Source organism: Paraburkholderia translucens, assembly GCF_020881035.1.
Classification (GTDB): domain Bacteria; phylum Pseudomonadota; class Gammaproteobacteria; order Burkholderiales; family Burkholderiaceae; genus Paraburkholderia; species Paraburkholderia translucens.
The window spans coordinates 1-16,213 of record NZ_JAJITC010000004.1 but is presented as its reverse complement, the minus strand read 5'-3'; the positions used below and the strand labels follow the sequence as shown (position 1 = coordinate 16,213).

Here is a 16,213-nt window from a genome sequence, read left to right as displayed (position 1 = left end):
AGCTTTCAATCGCGTTTTCGACACAAACAGACCCACTCGCGTGCGTTGCGCGGCAAGCGCACGCACGCCAATCGAGATCGCACGGATGAACCCCACGGCCGGCGCGACCCCACGCGCCGAGGATGAGCGTCACTCGATGCCGCCTGAGCCCGCGCGGCCCGCATTCGCGGCCGGTCAAGCTTCCTGCGCATTTGCGGGGCCGGTACGGCCGACCCTCGCAATGTGACGTCATAAACTACCGACGCATCCTCGCATGACAATTTTGTTTTGTGCAATCAAGGAGAACCCGCGACGAAAAAATTGCTGCCTGTGCGAACAAGGCTTCAAAGCCTTGCGGGGCAAAGGTCGGAGACGGGTGGCGGGCAGCGGCGAGTAAAGGTCGTGTAAGTGCTGTGGCGCGAGGCCAACAGGAAAGACGCTCGTGAGAGAACGCATAAAAGGCCCTGTACAAGGGCCTTTTATGAGTCGGGCCGTGGATGACGCAGGCCGCGAGAAAAGCTTCGATGTGTAATGTAAGGATTATTTAATCGCCGCCAGGTCGTCAATTATTCGCTGACGTCGCCGTCGACATAACGCCAACGGCCATCCTCGCCGCGCAAGAAACGGCTCAATTCATGCAACCGATGCGCCCGTCCGCCCACTTTGTAGCGGGCGATGAATTCGACGGTCGCATGATCAGTATCGCTTTGCGCGAACGCTTTGATCTGTAGTCCGAGCCAACGCGGTGCGCCGGGCGCGGCGGGGTCGGCGTCGAGATCGGCAGGGCAGGTGCGGGCGTCCCACGTCGCGCGCAGGTAGTCAGTCGCACCGAGCACGTACGCGCTATAGCGCGAGCGCATCAGTTCGAGCGCGCGCGGCGCCGCCTCGCCGCCATCGATATAACGGCCGCAGCATTGCGCAAAACGCGGCGCTTTGATTGTGGTTCCCGGGCGTACGTCGGGCGTGGCGCCGCCGCACGGACAGTCGAGAGGTCTTTGCAGCGGCAATGATGGCTTATTCATGGAAATTTCAGTTGAGCGCGCGAGCGATCAGGATCTTCTGGATGTCGCTCGTGCCTTCGTAGATCTGGCACACGCGCACGTCGCGGTAAATCCGCTCGACCGGGAAGTCGCTCAGATAACCGTAGCCGCCGTGAATCTGCAAAGCGGCCGAGCAGATGCGCTCAGCCGCTTCGGAGGCAAACAGCTTCGCCATCGCGGCTTCGCTCAGACATGGCAGGCCCGCGTCCTTCAGCGAAGCCGCGTGCCAGATCAATTGCCGCGCGGCTTCGAGGTGCGTCGCCATGTCGGCGAGACGGAACTGCACGGCCTGGTGCGAGAACAGCGGCGCGCCGAAGCTCTCGCGTTCCTTCGAATAAGTCAATGCGGCCTCGAACGCGGCGCGCGCCATGCCGACGCTTTGCGCGGCGATGCCGATGCGCCCGCCTTCGAGCCCCGACAGCGCGATCCTGTAGCCTTCGCCCTCGGCGCCGATCAGGTTCACAGCGGGTACGCGGCACGCCTCGAACACGATTTGCGCGGTATCCGACGAATGCTGGCCGAGCTTGTCCTCGACGCGCGCGACCACGTAACCCGGCGTCGCGGTCGGCACGATGAACGCGCTGATGCCGCGCTTGCCGGCGGCCTTGTCGGTGACGGCCATGACGATCGCGACGTCGCCGTTCTTGCCGCTCGTGATGAACTGCTTCACGCCGTTCAGCACGTACGCGTCGCCGTCGCGCGTCGCGGTGGTGCGCAGCGCCGACGCATCGGAGCCTGCTTGCGGTTCGGTCAGGCAGAACGCGCCGAGCATCTCGCCGCGCGCGAGCGGCGTGAGCCAGTCGCGCTTCTGCGCGTCGTTGCCGTAACTCAGCAGGATGCTGCACACGGGGCAGTTGTTCACCGAGATCGCGGTCGACGTGCCGCCGTCGCCGGCCGCGATTTCTTCGAGGATCAGCGCGAGCGCGAGCGCGTCCATGCCGGCGCCGCCATACGCTTCGGGCACCAGCACGCCATAAGCACCGAGCTCGGCGAGCTGCCGGTGCACGTCGCGCGGAAAGATGCGCTCGCGGTCCCATTGCGCCGCGTACGGTGTGATTGCTTCGCGCACGAAGGTGCGCAGCGCGTCGCGCACCATCAGGTGATCCTGATCAAGCACCATGAACGTGTCTCCTCACCAGTCGAGCTGCGTGCCGTCGTATTGGAAGAAGCGGCCGTGGAACGCGTCGCGCGATGCCGCCGCTTGAGCCAGCACTTCGCGCATGCCGGCCACGCTGCGCGCCGGATCGAGCGCGGCCTGCGCGCCACCCATGTCCGTGCGCACCCAGCCCGGATGCAGCGACACACAGGTCGCACGTTGCGCGTCGAGCGACGCGAGCTTCAGCACGTCGTTCAATGCCGCCTTGCTCGCGCGATACAGCCAGCCGGTCGTGCCGCTCGCATCGGCGATGCTGCCCATGCGGCTCGAAATCACCGCGAGCACACCGTCCGTTTCCTCGACGAGCGGCAGCAGTATCGGCAGCAACTGCATTGGGCCGAGCACGTTCGTGTGCATCACGTGATCGAAGTCTTCGGCGGTGATCGTCTCGATGCCTTCGGTGCGCGGGCCGTACACGCCGGACACCAGGATTGCCGCATCGAGCCGTTCGCCGTCGAGCTTCCAGCCGAGCGCCGCGACTTCTTCAGGCGCGGTGACGTCGAGCGCGAAAGTCTCGGCGCCGAGTTCGTTGAGCGCGTCGAGCGCGGCGCCGTCGCGTGCGGTCGCGAGCACGCGCCAGCCGCTCTTCCTGTACTGCCGTACGAATTCCTGGCCGATGCCGCGTGACGCACCAACAATCAACACTGTTTTCATCGTATTCCTCGAAATTTTTGGGGATGCGTCAGATCAGTTCGACACCCATCGCGGTCGCCTCGCCGCCGCCGATACACAGCGCCGCGACACCGCGTTTCAGACCGCGCTTTCTGAGCGCGCCGATCAGCGTCACGACAATGCGCGCGCCCGAGGCGCCGATCGGATGGCCGAGCGCGCAGGCGCCGCCGTTCACGTTGACCTTGTCATGTGGCAAATCGTGCTCTCTCATCGCGGCCATCGTGACGACCGCGAACGCTTCGTTGATTTCGTACAGATCGACGTCGCCGGCGCGCCAGCCGTTTTTCCCGAGCAGCTTGCGGATCGCGCCGACCGGTGCGGTGGTGAATTTCGCGGGTTCCTGCGCGAACGTCGAATGGCCGACGACGCGCGCGAGCGGCGTCACACCGAGCTGCTTCGCCGTGGACTCGCGCATCATCACGAGCGCGGCCGCGCCGTCCGAGATCGACGATGAGTTCGCCGCCGTCACGGTGCCGGTCTTGCTGAACGCGGGCTTCAACGTGGGGATCTTGTCGAGGCTGGCCTTGAACGGCTGCTCGTCGCGTACGATCGCGATGTCACCCTTGCGGCCCGCTACCGTGACCGGCGCGATCTCCCAGTCGAACGAGCCGTCCTCGTTCGCGCGCTTGGCGCGGTTCAGCGACTCGATCGCGAAGGCGTCCTGCGCCTCGCGCGTGAACTCGAACGACGCCGCGCATTCCTCGGCGAAGCTACCCATCAGACGGCCTTTGTCGTAGGCGTCTTCGAGGCCGTCGTAGAACATGTGGTCGAGCACCTGGCCGTGGCCCATGCGCATGCCGCCGCGCGCTTTCGGCAGCAGATACGGCGCGTTCGTCATGCTCTCCATGCCGCCCGCGACGATCACATCGAGCGAGCCCGCGGCCAGCATGTCGTGCGCGAACATCGCCGCGCGCATGCCGGACCCGCACATCTTGTTGACCGTCGTGCAGCCCGTGGCGAGCGGCAGACCCGCGCCGAGCGCGGCCTGACGCGCGGGTGCCTGACCGAGGCCGGCGGGCAGCACGCAGCCCATCACCGCTTCGTCGATCTGCTCGGGCTTCAGACCCGCGCGCTCCACGGCCGCCCTGATCGCGACCGCGCCGAGCTGTGGCGCGGTGAGCGACGCGAAGTCGCCCTGAAAGCCCGCCATCGGCGTACGCGCCGCGCTCACGATCACGATCGGATCGGCATGGATACCGCTGCTGTTTGCGTCACTCATGGTTGTGCTCCTTGGTCATAGCCTGGATGGCTAGTGCCGCGCGTTGCCTGCCTCGAACCCTCGTGAGATTCATCAGGCCGCGCGCACGTCAGGTTCGTCCGCCTGCGCACCGGGCGCTTCGGCAAACCGCTTCGGATAACGCACGCAAAAGCGCACGCTCTGGTCGTACGGAAAAAAATCGGGCAACTCGCCCTTCAACAGATGATCCTTGTGCCGCTGCCACAACTCAGGCTCGAAAAGGTCCGCGTGATGCCGCATGAACGAGCGGCGCACGCGCGGATCGCCGAGCAGGAACGTGCCGTACGTCTGCGGAAAAATATCGTGCGGACCGACCGCATACCACGGCTCGGCCGACATTTCGTCTTCCTCGTTGCGCGGCGGCGGCACCGCGCGCACGTTGCAGTCGGTCAGGTATTCGATCTCGTCGTAGTCGTAGAACACGACGCGGCCGTGGCGCGTCACGCCGAAGTTCTTGTACAGCAAGTCGCCGGGGAAGATGTTCGCCTGCATCAGCTCCTTCACCGCGTTGCCGTATTCCTTGATGCCGTGCTCGACGTCGTCGTCGTTGCCGTGCTGCAGGAACAGATTGAGCGGCACCATGCGTCGCTCGATGTACAAGTGACGAATCACGAGGTTGTCGCCTTCGTACTCGATCAGCGACGGCACTTCCTTTGCGAGTTCGCGCAACAGATCCTCGTCGAGCCGCGCGAGCGGCAGCGCGACGCTCGAATATTCGAGCGTGTCGGCCATGCGGCCAAGCCGGTCGTGACGTTTGACGAGCAGATACTTCTGCTGGATCTGCGCGCGCGTGGTTTCCTTCGGCGGCGGAAAGTTGTCCTTGATCAGCTTGAACACGTAGGGAAACGACGGCAACGTGAACACCAGCATCACGAGCCCCTTGATGCCGGGCGCGACGATGAAGCGGTCGCTCGAATGCTTCAGGTGATGCAGCAGATCGCGATAGAACAGATTCTTGCCCTGCTTCTGCAAACCCACCGACGTGTAGATTTCCGCCTTCGGCTTGCCGGGCATGACCGTGCGCAGAAATTCGACATACGCGGACGGCACTTCCATGTCGACCAGAAAATACGAGTGCGAAAAGCTGAAGATGATCAGCAACTGCTCACGTTTGAGAAGCACCGTATCGAGCGCGAGCACGCCCGGCTTGACATGACGCAGCGGCACCGCGAACGGCAGCAGCGCGTCGCCGTTGATGATGCGCCCGACGATATATGCAGCCTTGTTGCGATAAAACAGCGAGGACAATACGTGGATCTGGAAGTTCGCTGCTTCGTCGAACACGCCGAACGCTTCGTGAATCGACTGCATCACGCAGGCGACGTCGCGCTTCAGATCCTCGAACGGCGGATCGAGCTGGAAGTTCGTGACGATCCGCTCCAGCGTCGCGGCAAGTCCATCCGTACCGGGGTAATACGCGCGATAGGTCGGCTTTGCGGCCGGTTCGTCATTCTCGATGTATTCGGTCGAGATCGCCGGACGCACGAAAATGAAATCGTTGTTGAAGTACGAGCGGTGCAGAATCTTGCAGGATACCGAATTAAAAAACGTTTCCGCGCATTCCGGCTGACGGTGCGTGGTCAGCAGGCCGATGTAATGCAGCTTGATCTGCTGCCAGACTTCGCCGTCGATGCGCTCGGCGTCGTATTCGTCTTCGAGCAGTTGCACGCATTCCCGCACGCGATCGTCATACGAGGTGATGCGATCGCGCGCGAGCTTTTGCAGGCCATGCCAGTCGCCCGCTTCGAACAGTGTCTTGGCGTTGATCGCGGCGTCGCGAAAGATCCGGTAGTGACGGTCGAACCCTTCGAGCATGGTCTGCGCGACGTCGAAACCGATTTGCGACGATAACAGCTTGGGGAAGTGATTCATCACGCGCTCTCCGCGATCGCCGGTCAGAGTCGGGCAAATCAGGCCAATTCAGGCAGGCTTCACGTCGTGCCTCGCGCCGTCGAGCAGCGCGCGCGCCTGCGCTTCGTATTGCGCGAGATCTTCGAGCGTTGCGTCGAGATCTTCGCGCTGGCGTTCGAGCACTTCGCGATGGCGTACGACCGTGGCGAGAAACGCCTGTAGTTGCGGCACGGTGTCGGTCGGCGATTCGTAGACGTCGAGCAGGTCGCGAATCTCCGAGAGCGTAAAGCCAAGCCGCTTGCCGCGTAGCGTGAGCTTCAGACGCGTGCGGTCGCGGCCCGAATAAACGCGCCGCAAGCCGCTCGAACCCTCGCGGCTCGGCGAGAGTAAACCCTGATCTTCGTAGAAACGGATCGCGCGTGGCGTGACGTCGAATTCACGCGCGAGCTCGGTGATGGTGTATTGCGTATTCATCGGGACATCTCGTGGATACGTGGCCGGGCACAAAACTGGATTGGACGATAGAATCCACGTTTACGTTATCGTCAACCTGAGCGGAAAGCAACCACAACCAGGCCGACCGGCATCGCACGCCTCGCCATGCCTGAGCGTCGTCGGAGGAAGACAGTCCCCATGAATGCACTCGAACATCAACTGCAATACCCCTTCAGCGACACGATGCCCGAAGCGGGCCGCACGATGGAAGTCGCGCCCGGTGTGCTATGGGTGCGCATGCCGCTGCCGTTCGCGCTCGACCATATCAACCTGTGGCTGCTGCGCGATGAAATCGACGGCCAGCAAGGCTGGACCGTGGTCGATTGCGGCATCACGTCGGACACGATCAAGGCGAATTGGGAGAGTGTGTTCGACTCGGTGCTCGACGACCTGCCGGTGCTGCGCGTGATCGTCACGCATTGCCATCCTGATCACATCGGCCTCGCGCACTGGGTGTGCGGCGGCGGCGACAGGAAGCGTTGGGACGTGCGGCTGTGGATGACGCTCGGCGAATACATGCAAGCGCGCGTGATGGCGACCGGGGACGGCTCGAACGCGGGCGGCGAGGCAGCGGCGCGCCACTTCGCGCGGCACGGTCTGAACGACGCGGAATCACTCGACAAGCTGCGCAATCGCAAGAGCTACTACTCGAGCCTCGTGCCGGAGATTCCGGGGCAATACCGCCGTTTGCGCGAGGCCGAGGACGTGAGAATCGGCGGTCGAGCGTGGCGTGTGGTGACGGGCTTCGGCCACTCGCCGGAACACTGTGCGCTGCATTGTGCGGAAACCGGCACGCTGATTTCCGGCGACATGGTGCTGCCGCGCATTTCGACCAACGTATCGGTATTCGATATCGAGCCGGAGGGCTCGCCGCTCGAACTGTACCTGGAGTCGCTCGGCCGCTACGAGACGATGCCCGAGAACACGCTGGTGCTGCCGTCGCATGGCAAGCCGTTTCGCGGAGTGCGCACGCGCGTTCGTCAGTTGCGCGAGCATCACGACGCGCGGCTCGCCGAAGTGCGCGAAGCGTGCGCGGAAAAGCCGCGCAGCGCCGCCGATATCGTGCCGTTGATGTTCAAGCGGCAGCTCGATATCCATCAGATGACGTTTGCGATGGGCGAGGCGCTTGCTCATTTGCATCTGTTGTGGCGGGCGGGAGAGTTGAAGCGGTCGCAAGATGCGGATGGGGTGATTCGGTTTGCGGCGGTGTGATGCTGGCGTATTGATCGCTTTCCATTCGTTCCGCCAATCAAAAGGCCGGGTTGCGCGGTAGCGCAACCGGGCCTTTTGTATGACTCAGCACTATTTGCCGCTGGGGGCGCAACGATTCGGGCGTACCGTTGCGAGCTACTTCAATGGCAAGTCAGATGCAGCATTGCGGAGTTGCTCCGCTCGTCGCTTGTTGAGGTCCGCAACGCAAGCCAAACGGCGGGAGTCGTGCGCATTGCCGGCTCCGCCACCACTTAGTGCAGCTGAAAATTCGCATTGGGTCTCGCGGTACTCAAGGAATTTCCGGTTTGACGTGACGAGTTTTGCCTTGGCCTCGTTGACGTACCTGCTGTCCTCATCCCATTCGGAGAGGGCGTCAGCCATCGCCTCTTCTGCTTGCCCGAGGGCTGTCTGACTGCTCTCTGCTTTTTCTGCCAGACAGTCCCGCATTCCCGTTTGCGAAAACGCGCTGCATTCCTCCCGCAAATCATGCTCGCTCGCAACGGAAGCCGTCGAGGCCGCAAGAACCATTATCGACAAGCAGGCGGCCAGGCCGGAACAGATCCGTTTATATTGCATTGCAGGGCCGGCGGCGTCCTCGCAGCGCGCACTCACTGCACCGCCACGGCGCCAAAATTCTGCCGCCCAAACGGACTCACGTGATACCCGCTCACGTTCGTCCGCGTAATCGCGGCAGCGGTCGGATAGCCAAGCGGAATCCACAGCGCTTCGTCGTGGATGATCTGCTGCGCCGCTTCGTACGCCTTTGTGCGCTTCGCGATATCGGCCGTGGCCTTGCCGTCGGCGATCAGCTTGTCGAGATCCTGATCGCAGAAGCGCGCGAAGTTGATACCCGACTTCACCGCGTTACAACTGAACAGCGGCGACAGATAGTTGTCCGGATCGCCGTTGTCGCCGGCCCAGCCCATGAACAGCGCGTCATGCTGGCCTTGCTTCGCCTGCTTGATCAGCTCACCCCATTCGATCACCTTGACATCCGCCTTCACGCCGATCTTCGCGAAGTCCGCCTGCAGCAGTTCGGCACCGGCCTTCGGATTCGGATTCAGCACGCTGCCATTCGGACGCACCCAGATCGTCGTTTCGAAGCCGTTCGGAAAGCCCGCGTCGGCGAGCAGCTTCTTCGCCTTCGCCGGGTCGTACGGCCAGCCCTTGATCGAGCGGTTGTAGCTCCATGTGTTGGGCGGAAACGGATTCACTGCCGGCGTCGCGGTATTGTCGAACACGGTCTTCAGATACGTCGTGCGGTCGAACGCCATGTTCAGCGCGGCGCGCACCTTCTGATTGTCGAGCGGCTTCTGCTGCGTGTTCAGCGCGACGAAGGCCGTCATGAACGCGGGCGTCTGCACGATCGCGAGCGACTTGTCATCCTTCGCGCCGGCGAGATCCTGCGGCTTCGGCGACAGCGCGATCTGGCATTCGCCGGCCTTCACCTTTTGCGCGCGCACGGTCGCATCGGGCGTGATCGCGTAGATCAGGCGGTCGATCTTCGGCTTTGCCCCCCAGTAGGTCGGGTTCACGTCGTAGCGGATTACCGCGTCTTTCGTATAGCTCTTCAGCACGAACGGGCCGGTGCCGACCGGCTTGGCGTTCAAATCGACCTGCTGGCCGGCCTTCAATAGCTGGTCCGCGTACTCGGCCGAATAGATCGACGCGAAGCCCATCGTCAGGATCGACACGAACGTCGCGTTCGGCTCGTTCAGCTCGAACTTGACCGTGTTGTCGTCGACCTTCGTAATCGACTTGATCAGCTTCGGCAGTCCCATCGACTGCGCGTGCGGGAAGCCGCTGGCGCCCGCCACCTTGTGCCACGGATTGCTGTCGTTGAGCATGCGGTCGAACGTGAAGATCACGTCGTCGGCATCGAGCGCGCGGGTGGGCTTGAAGTAGTCGGTGGTCTGGAACTGCACGTTCGGGCGCAGGTGGAACGTGTAGGTCAGGCCGTCGGGGCTTACTTCCCACTTCTCGGCGAGCGCGGGCACGACCTTCTTCGCGGCTTCGTCGAACGACACCAGCGAGTTGAAGATCACGTCCGCCGATGCATTGGTCGTGACGAGCGAGTTGAACTGCACCACGTCGAAGCCGTCGGGGCTCGATTCGGTACAGACGGTCAGCGGTTTGGCAAGCACGAGCGCGGGCGCCGTGAACAGGATGGCGGCAGTGAGCAGTTTGAAGCGCATGGGATCTCCGGTAACGAGCGCAGTCAGGCAGTGCGTCTGGTTGTCTTTATGGCGGCGATGCGTGAGCGCGCGGCTGAGCGGGCCCGGCGCGCGCGCCTTCGCGAAAGCTTATCGAAGGGCCATTATGGCGACAACCATTTAATCGACATATCCATATGGAACGGCGCGGCGACGTTGCCGCTTCAAGCGGCCGCGGCCTCGCGTAACAGATAGCCGATGCCGTCGATCGCGCGCACGCCGTACCATGACGTCATTTCCCCGTCGATCAGCTTGATGCGCTTGCCGGTGAGACGCGGATCGCGCGCGAGCACATCGCGATGCGCGGGCGTGAAGCGGTACGGCTCGCTCGACAGCAGCACGCGGTCAACCTGCGCGAGCCACGGCGCGTCGTCGAAGTCGAGCGTGGGGTAACGCGCAGCGCCCGCGCTGCCGCCGTAGACGTCAGGCAGCGTATGCCAGTTCACGAGGCGCAGCATCGCGGCGATATAGGTGTCGCGCGCGACGCTCATCCACGGTTCGCGCCAGATCAGGTACAGCACGTTTTGTGCGGCGAAGGTGCGGGCGGCGGCTTCGCGCAGACGCGCCTCGAGCGCGCGGCTCAGCCGCCGCGCTTCTTCTTCGCGTCCGAAGATCGCGCCGAGCAGCGCGTACAGCGCGAGGTTGTCGCGCGGAGTCTGCGGATGGGTGACGACGATGTGCGGCACGAACGCGCGCAGTTGCTCCACGGTGTCGCGCTCGTTTTCGTCGACATTGACGAGAAGGTGGGTGGGTTGCAGCGCGCGGATCGCGTCGAGCTTGACGGCCTTGGTGCCGCCGACCTTCGGCACCGCGCGGACCTTGTCGCGCGGATGCACGCAAAAGCCGGTGCGTCCGACGATCTGCCGCTCGAGGCCGAGCGCGAATAGTGTTTCGGTGAGGCTCGGCACCAGCGAGACGATGCGCGCATCGGCGCCCGCGATATCGTGCGCGACGCCGGCTGCATCGACCGCACGGGTTGGCATGGTCTACTCGGTGGCGGCGCGCGGCTTGCGCGGCGCGCGCTCGAACACGCGGTCGTAGAGCCGGCGCGGCAACACATGCAGCAGCATCGCGGCCACGCGCATCTGCCACGGAAACACTGCGAACGCCGTCTGCCGTTCGACCGCCCCGGCGACCTTCGCCGCGAAGCGGTCGGCGTCCATCAGGAACGGCATGTTGTACGGGTTGTGCTCGGTCGTCGGCGTGCGGATATAGCCGGGCGCGATCGTGACGACGCCGACGCCGAATGGCCGCATCTCGACGCGCAACGCTTCCAGATACTTGAGCGCGGCCGACTTCGACGCGCTGTACGCTCCCGAGCCCGGCAGGCCACGCACGCCGGCGACGCTCGCAATGCCGACCAGCGTGCCGCGCTTCGAATCCGCCATCGCGGCGGCGAACGGCTCGAACGTCGCGACCATGCCGAAGTAATTGATGTCCATCACCTCGCGGAACGTGCGCAGATCGCCGTGACCGGTCAGCGCGCCACGGCTGATGCCGGCGTTGGCGATCACGATGTCGGGCAGGCCGTGCTCGGCGATGAAGCGCGCGGCCGCATCGGCGAGCGCTTGCGCGTCACGCACGTCGAGCGCATAGATCGAGACGGTGTTCTGGGGATGGGACTGCTGGAACGCGGCGAGCGCGTCGCCGCGCCGGGCGACGAGGCCGAGAATCGCGCCGCGCCGCGCGTATTCGCGGGCGAGCGCGAGGCCGATGCCGCTCGAAGCGCCGGTAATGAAAACCTTCAGCGTTGAGTTCATACCGGCGCCTCGTGATTACATCTTCTTGGCGCGGACTTGCGAGACGAGGTAATCGAGCACCTGGATCGTGCCCGGCAGGGTGCCGGTCGCGGCCGGGCCGGTCAGATACTTGCCCTGCACGGCGAGCGTCGGCACGCCGTCGATCTTGAAGCCGTCGAGCAGTTTCTTGTCCTTCTGCAGCGCGCTTTGCGTCGAGAACGAGTTGTACGCTTCCATGTACTTCTTTGGATCGACGCCGAGCTTCGCGAGGAATTTGGCCTGGTCTTCCGGCGTCAGCAGATAGTTCTTGTTGACGTGGATTTCGTTGAAGACCTTCGGCGTCAGTTCGTTCGCGACGCCGAGCGCGTCGAGCGCATGGTACATCTTCGAGTGCGGGATGAAGTCGTCGCGGAAGGCGACCGGCACGCGGCGGAACACCACGTCCGGGCCCTGCTTCTTGACCCACGCTTCGAGGAACGGATCGAATTCATTGCAATGCGGGCAGCCATACCAGAAGAATTCGATGACTTCGATCTTGCCGGCCGGCACGTCGGTCGGCTGCGGCGTGGCCAGCACGGTGTAGTCCTTGCCGGCGACCGGCGCGGCGGGCGACGCATGCGCGCTGGCCGCGATCAGTCCCAGCGAGAGAAACAGGATGCTCAGCAGTTTTTTCATGTTGTGTAGACCCAGATAAGGCGGTAGCGCGGTGACGCCTCGCGAAAGGCCCGTCGCCGCTGGTCGGATTCGGCGTGGCCGCCCGCCACAATACAGGTCGAAGCGGCCATCGTGCTTCTGACTTGCGCGCCGCGCCGATAGTTCGACGCGCCGCGCGAGCCGGCGTTACCGTTTATTTATTGTTTGGTGAAGCGGATCACCGCGGTATCGACACCGGCGTCCGACAGACGCTGACGGCTCGAGTTCATGTCCTCGAACTTCGAGAACGGCCCGATGCGCACGCGGTAGTACGTGACGCCGCCGGCATCGCGCTGCGTGACTTTCGACTCGAAGCCCTGGAACGCGAGACGTGCGCGCTGCTGTTCGGCGTCGGCAGCGGTCTTGTACGCGCCGACCTGCAGGAAGTAGCCGGTGTTGGCGTCGGCCGGCGCCGGCGCCGGCGCGGGCGCCGAGCCCGGCTTGATGTTGGCCACGGTGGTCGAGGTCGTGCTCTTCGGCGCGGAACCTGCCGCGGTGGCAGCCGGCGCGCTCGACGTTTGCGGCTTCTTCGCCGGCGCCGGCGCGGCGATGCCGCCGGTGCCGTTATCCTGAGCGGGATTCGGCGCGACCGCCGTGCCGTTGTTGTTGGCATTGCCCGCCGACGGCGGCACTTCGACGATCTGCGGTTCTTGGAGCATGCCCGTCTGGGTTTGCGCGTTGGTCTGACCCGGCGCAGTGTTCGGCGGTGCGGGTTGCGCGGCCTGCGGCACCGGCTGGCCCGGCGTCTTGCCTTGCAGCGGACGGTTCGGATCGTATTGCGCCTGGCTCCCGCCGTTGTCCGTTGCCGCCGGCGGGGCGACTTTCGACACGAACGGCGTAGGCGCCCGGGTGATGTAGAGCGCCACCACTACCGCGATCGCCAGGCCGACGATCAGGCCCAGCACGATACCGAGAAAAGTGCCCCCGGTCTGCTTCGATTGCTTTGTTGTGCGGCGTGGTTTTGCCATCGTACGAATCACCTGCAAAAGGAATCCAGAAACGGCCGTCGATTATAGCGACGGCCGCGCGCTTATGACGCTGGAGGAATTACATCTTGACGGGGGCGGAGACGCCGATCGTCGCGAGACCGTTCGCCAGCACCTGGCGCGTGGCCGCGAGCAGCGCGACGCGAGCGTTGCGTTCGGCCGCATCGTCGACCAGCACGCGCTCGGCACGATCATTGTAGAACGAGTGAAATTCCCCGGCGAGTTCGCGCAGGTAGAACGCGACCGCGTGCGGGGCGAGTTCGTCGGCGGCATGCTGCAGCATGTCGGGGAATTCGGCGAGCTTGTTGAGCAGCGCCATCGAGCGCTCGCTCGTGAGCGGCGCGAGATCCACGCTCGCGAGCGTGCTCTCGTGGAGGCCGTAGCGCGCGTTGCACTCGGCGATCACCGAGCAGATGCGCGCGTGCGCGTATTGCACGTAGTGCACCGGGTTCTCGTCGTTCTGCTTCAGCGCGAGGTCGATGTCGAACACGAACTCGGTGTCCGCCTTGCGCGAAATCAGGAAGAAACGCACCGCGTCGCGGCCGCGGCGAATGGTTTCCTCGTCGATCAGATCGACGGCTGCTTCCGAGCCCGGCATCGCGCCGCCCGACCATTCGATCAGATCGCGCACCGTCACGTAGCTACCCGCACGCTTCGAGATCTTCACCTCTTCGCCGTTGCGCATGACCGTGACCATCTTGTGCAGGATGTAGTCGGGGTAGCCCTTCGGAATGCCGATGCCGAGACCCTGCAGGCCTGCGCGCACGCGCGCGATCGTGCCGTGGTGATCCGAGCCCTGCACGTTGATGACCTTCGTGAAGCCGCGTTCCCACTTCGCGACGTGATAGGCGACGTCCGGCACGAAGTACGTGTAGGTGCCGTCGGTCTTGCGCATCACGCGGTCCTTGTCGTCGCCGTCGTCGGTGGTGCGCAGCCACAGCGCGCCTTCCTGCTCGTAGGTCTTGCCCGCGGCGATCAGCGCGTCGACCGTTTTCTCGACGCGCCCTTCCGTGTACAGCGACGATTCCAGGTAGTACTGGTCGAACTTCACGCCGAACGCCTGCAGGTCCATGTCCTGCTCGCGGCGCAGATACGTCACGGCGAAGCGGCGGATCGCCTCGAGGTTTTCGACATCGCGCGCGCCGGTGACGGGCTCGCCGTCGCTCGCCTCGACCGTGGCGCCATTCAGATAGTCCCTGGCGATGTCGGCGATGTACTCGCCGTTGTAGGCCGACGCGGGCCAGCCTTCGTCGCCGGGGGCGAGGCCGCGAGCGCGTGCCTGGGTCGACAGCGCGAGCGTGTGGATCTGCACGCCGGCGTCGTTGTAGTAGAACTCGCGGTGCACGTCCCAGCCCTGCGAGGCGAGCACGTTCGCGAGCGCGTCGCCGAGGGCGGCCTGGCGGCCATGACCGACATGCAGCGGACCGGTCGGGTTGGCCGACACGAATTCGATCAGCACGTGCTTGCCGGCGTCGCGCTGCGAGCGGCCGTACGCGCCCCGCTCGGCGAACACGGCGGCAATCACGCCTTGCTTGGCCGCGGCCGTGAGGCGCAGGTTGATGAAGCCGGGGCCCGCCACTTCGGCGGTGTCGATCAGGCCTTTGGCCTGCGCATTGGCGAGCAGCGCATCGACGATCTGTTGTGCGAGCTGGCGCGGATTGGAGCGCAGCGGCTTGGCGAGCTGCATCGCGACGTTGCACGCGACGTCGCCGTGCGCGGCGACTTTCGGGCGCTCCAGCGCGATGGCGGGCGAGACGAAAGCGGCTTCGGTCGCGCCTTGGGTGGCAGTCGCGACCTGCTTCACCGTTTCGGCGAGCAGTGTTTCGAGTGTTTGTTTATGTGCGGGCAGCATGCTTGTTGCAAGTCCAGTGAGACGATCCGGTAAGGCGGAAGAGGCACCGGCCGCAGCCGGCGTCGGAAGCGTGGAACGCGGCCGCGCGCTTTGCGGCGCTGATGACGCCGACGGCAGATTGGCCCCGAAGGCGGTGCGCCGAGACGCAACTCAAACTGCGCAACGCGGCGGGCGCCGTTACGCAGCCTTGCGCGGCACGCGGATCGCAATCGATGAATCGACGCCCCAGTCTTACCCGTGCTCCCTGCAATGCTCGTCGAGCCTCGCCGCAGGCGGCGCTGGGCGGCGCGCTTTTCCGTTTCAGACGGATTTTAGCAGGTGCTAATATGTTCAATGAGATGCCTGCGAGGGGCTGTGGCCGCCGAGCCTTGTCGGCGGCCGCGTCAGGCGCGCCGTTGCCACCCGCGGGAGGATCGTGCGTCAACCCGCCATAACGAAAAAGGGAACAGTCATGCTGATTACTTTCAAGTGCCGCGCCTCCCCGGACGTGATGATGCTGGAGAATCTTGCGCAATATCTGGTCGGCATTGTCGGCAAACGCCTTGGACAGCGGGGCGTCATCACTCACGACGAACTGGGCCCGGCCATCGAGAAGCTCGAAGCGGCGATCGTCTCCGACAAGCAGGAGCGCGCCGAGCACGAGGGCCATTTCCATGAGGGCGAAGACGGCCACGATCGTCATGAGATTCCGCCTGGACTCGCACAGCGCGCATATCCGTTTCTCGACATGCTGCGCGCGGCGCAGAAGGCAAACGCGGATATCGTCTGGGGGCTTTGATTTCTGCGGGGTTCGAGCGCTGCGGCCCCTTCGGAGCGAGTCGTCAGCGTTGTGGCGCAAACAGGAAAAGAGCCCGCTCGCCGCGGGCTCCAGACTGCTGACCAACCCCACGTTTTTCGGAGCGTGGGGTTTTGTTTTTCAGGCGAGGCGAGTTTTGTCGTGGGGTCCGAGAATTTGGGCGATGAAAGCCAGTATCGAGCTGGCGAGGCGCTGCACCCGGGTGCCAGCGCCGTAAGACGCGCATAGACACGCCCGCAGGCGTGCCACCAGCAGGGCGATCTTCTTGATGTTCTGCGCGGCCGCGCCCAGC

At 64.3% G+C, this 16,213-nt stretch carries 15 protein-coding genes; 2 read left to right on the top strand and 13 right to left on the bottom strand.

The genetic code is table 11. The annotated features are described in order from the left end of the window. Positions 1-545: 545 nt before the first annotated feature. From LJ655_RS07960 to LJ655_RS07935, 6 genes are all read right to left on the bottom strand, one after another. Positions 546-1,001 carry a YchJ family protein gene (locus LJ655_RS07960; protein WP_230560711.1) on the bottom strand — a complete coding sequence of 152 codons (456 nt, stop codon included), beginning with the start codon at positions 999-1,001 and terminating at the stop codon, positions 546-548. A 7-nt stretch (positions 1,002-1,008) separates the two neighbouring features. Next, positions 1,009-2,139: an acyl-CoA dehydrogenase family protein gene (locus LJ655_RS07955; protein ID WP_230560710.1), complete on the bottom strand. Its 1,131-nt coding sequence runs from the start codon at positions 2,137-2,139 to the stop codon at positions 1,009-1,011. Positions 2,140-2,151: 12 nt separating this feature from the next. Continuing rightward, on the bottom strand, positions 2,152-2,829 hold the full coding sequence (locus LJ655_RS07950) for an SDR family oxidoreductase (protein ID WP_230560709.1): 678 nt from the start codon (positions 2,827-2,829) through the stop codon (positions 2,152-2,154). Positions 2,830-2,857: 28 nt separating this feature from the next. Continuing rightward, complete coding sequence (locus LJ655_RS07945; RefSeq protein WP_230560708.1) at positions 2,858-4,066, bottom strand: acetyl-CoA C-acetyltransferase; 1,209 nt, start codon at positions 4,064-4,066, stop codon at positions 2,858-2,860. 72 nt (positions 4,067-4,138) lie between these two features. Further along, positions 4,139-5,956 (bottom strand): bifunctional isocitrate dehydrogenase kinase/phosphatase, encoded by a 1,818-nt coding sequence (gene aceK / locus LJ655_RS07940; protein ID WP_230560707.1) that lies wholly within the window; start codon positions 5,954-5,956, stop codon positions 4,139-4,141. A 48-nt stretch (positions 5,957-6,004) separates the two neighbouring features. Beyond that, positions 6,005-6,409 carry a MerR family transcriptional regulator gene (locus tag LJ655_RS07935; protein ID WP_230560706.1) on the bottom strand — a complete coding sequence of 135 codons (405 nt, stop codon included), beginning with the start codon at positions 6,407-6,409 and terminating at the stop codon, positions 6,005-6,007. Between the two features lie 159 nt (positions 6,410-6,568). On the opposite strand from LJ655_RS07935, the gene LJ655_RS07930 reads away from it, so the two are divergent. Next, complete coding sequence (locus LJ655_RS07930; RefSeq protein WP_230560705.1) at positions 6,569-7,642, top strand: MBL fold metallo-hydrolase; 1,074 nt, start codon at positions 6,569-6,571, stop codon at positions 7,640-7,642. 135 nt (positions 7,643-7,777) lie between these two features. On the opposite strand, the gene LJ655_RS07925 is transcribed toward LJ655_RS07930, so the two are convergent. The 7 genes from LJ655_RS07925 to argS all read right to left on the bottom strand — a co-directional run bounded on the left by LJ655_RS07925 (position 7,778) and on the right by argS (position 15,125). After that, positions 7,778-8,218 carry a lysozyme inhibitor LprI family protein gene (locus LJ655_RS07925; RefSeq protein WP_230560704.1) on the bottom strand — a complete coding sequence of 147 codons (441 nt, stop codon included), beginning with the start codon at positions 8,216-8,218 and terminating at the stop codon, positions 7,778-7,780. Positions 8,219-8,250: 32 nt separating this feature from the next. Beyond that, positions 8,251-9,837, bottom strand: coding sequence for an ABC transporter substrate-binding protein (locus LJ655_RS07920; RefSeq protein ID WP_230560703.1), 1,587 nt, complete (start codon positions 9,835-9,837; stop codon positions 8,251-8,253). A gap of 182 nt (positions 9,838-10,019) precedes the next feature. Further along, positions 10,020-10,838 carry a helical backbone metal receptor gene (locus tag LJ655_RS07915; RefSeq protein WP_230560702.1) on the bottom strand — a complete coding sequence of 273 codons (819 nt, stop codon included), beginning with the start codon at positions 10,836-10,838 and terminating at the stop codon, positions 10,020-10,022. A gap of 3 nt (positions 10,839-10,841) precedes the next feature. Then, on the bottom strand, positions 10,842-11,615 hold the full coding sequence (locus LJ655_RS07910; RefSeq protein ID WP_230560701.1) for an SDR family oxidoreductase: 774 nt from the start codon (positions 11,613-11,615) through the stop codon (positions 10,842-10,844). A 15-nt stretch (positions 11,616-11,630) separates the two neighbouring features. After that, entirely contained in the window at positions 11,631-12,269 is a 639-nt protein-coding gene (locus tag LJ655_RS07905; RefSeq protein ID WP_230560700.1) for a thiol:disulfide interchange protein DsbA/DsbL, read from the bottom strand. A 176-nt stretch (positions 12,270-12,445) separates the two neighbouring features. After that, positions 12,446-13,255, bottom strand: coding sequence for an SPOR domain-containing protein (locus LJ655_RS07900; RefSeq protein ID WP_230560699.1), 810 nt, complete (start codon positions 13,253-13,255; stop codon positions 12,446-12,448). Positions 13,256-13,334: 79 nt separating this feature from the next. Further along, a complete protein-coding gene (argS, locus tag LJ655_RS07895; RefSeq protein WP_230560698.1) occupies positions 13,335-15,125 on the bottom strand; it encodes an arginine--tRNA ligase in 1,791 nt (596 codons plus the stop codon). 451 nt (positions 15,126-15,576) lie between these two features. Here argS and LJ655_RS07890 point away from each other — a divergent pair, with 451 nt between their 5' ends. Continuing rightward, positions 15,577-15,903, top strand: coding sequence for a DUF1840 domain-containing protein (locus tag LJ655_RS07890; RefSeq protein WP_230560697.1), 327 nt, complete (start codon positions 15,577-15,579; stop codon positions 15,901-15,903). Positions 15,904-16,213: the final 310 nt, after the last annotated feature.

Bases quoted from the DNA above. Each gene is read 5' to 3' on its own strand.
- LJ655_RS07960 (WP_230560711.1), bottom strand. From the start codon at position 1,001: ATGAATAAGCCATCATTGCCGCTGCAAAGACCTCTCGACTGTCCGTGC.
- LJ655_RS07955 (WP_230560710.1), bottom strand. From the start codon at position 2,139: ATGGTGCTTGATCAGGATCACCTGATGGTGCGCGACGCGCTGCGCACC.
- LJ655_RS07950 (WP_230560709.1), bottom strand. From the start codon at position 2,829: ATGAAAACAGTGTTGATTGTTGGTGCGTCACGCGGCATCGGCCAGGAA.
- LJ655_RS07945 (WP_230560708.1), bottom strand. From the start codon at position 4,066: ATGAGTGACGCAAACAGCAGCGGTATCCATGCCGATCCGATCGTGATC.
- aceK (WP_230560707.1), bottom strand. From the start codon at position 5,956: ATGAATCACTTCCCCAAGCTGTTATCGTCGCAAATCGGTTTCGACGTC.
- LJ655_RS07935 (WP_230560706.1), bottom strand. From the start codon at position 6,409: ATGAATACGCAATACACCATCACCGAGCTCGCGCGTGAATTCGACGTC.
- LJ655_RS07930 (WP_230560705.1), top strand. From the start codon at position 6,569: ATGAATGCACTCGAACATCAACTGCAATACCCCTTCAGCGACACGATG.
- LJ655_RS07925 (WP_230560704.1), bottom strand. From the start codon at position 8,218: ATGCAATATAAACGGATCTGTTCCGGCCTGGCCGCCTGCTTGTCGATA.
- LJ655_RS07920 (WP_230560703.1), bottom strand. From the start codon at position 9,837: ATGCGCTTCAAACTGCTCACTGCCGCCATCCTGTTCACGGCGCCCGCG.
- LJ655_RS07915 (WP_230560702.1), bottom strand. From the start codon at position 10,838: ATGCCAACCCGTGCGGTCGATGCAGCCGGCGTCGCGCACGATATCGCG.
- LJ655_RS07910 (WP_230560701.1), bottom strand. From the start codon at position 11,615: ATGAACTCAACGCTGAAGGTTTTCATTACCGGCGCTTCGAGCGGCATC.
- LJ655_RS07905 (WP_230560700.1), bottom strand. From the start codon at position 12,269: ATGAAAAAACTGCTGAGCATCCTGTTTCTCTCGCTGGGACTGATCGCG.
- LJ655_RS07900 (WP_230560699.1), bottom strand. From the start codon at position 13,255: ATGGCAAAACCACGCCGCACAACAAAGCAATCGAAGCAGACCGGGGGC.
- argS (WP_230560698.1), bottom strand. From the start codon at position 15,125: ATGCTGCCCGCACATAAACAAACACTCGAAACACTGCTCGCCGAAACG.
- LJ655_RS07890 (WP_230560697.1), top strand. From the start codon at position 15,577: ATGCTGATTACTTTCAAGTGCCGCGCCTCCCCGGACGTGATGATGCTG.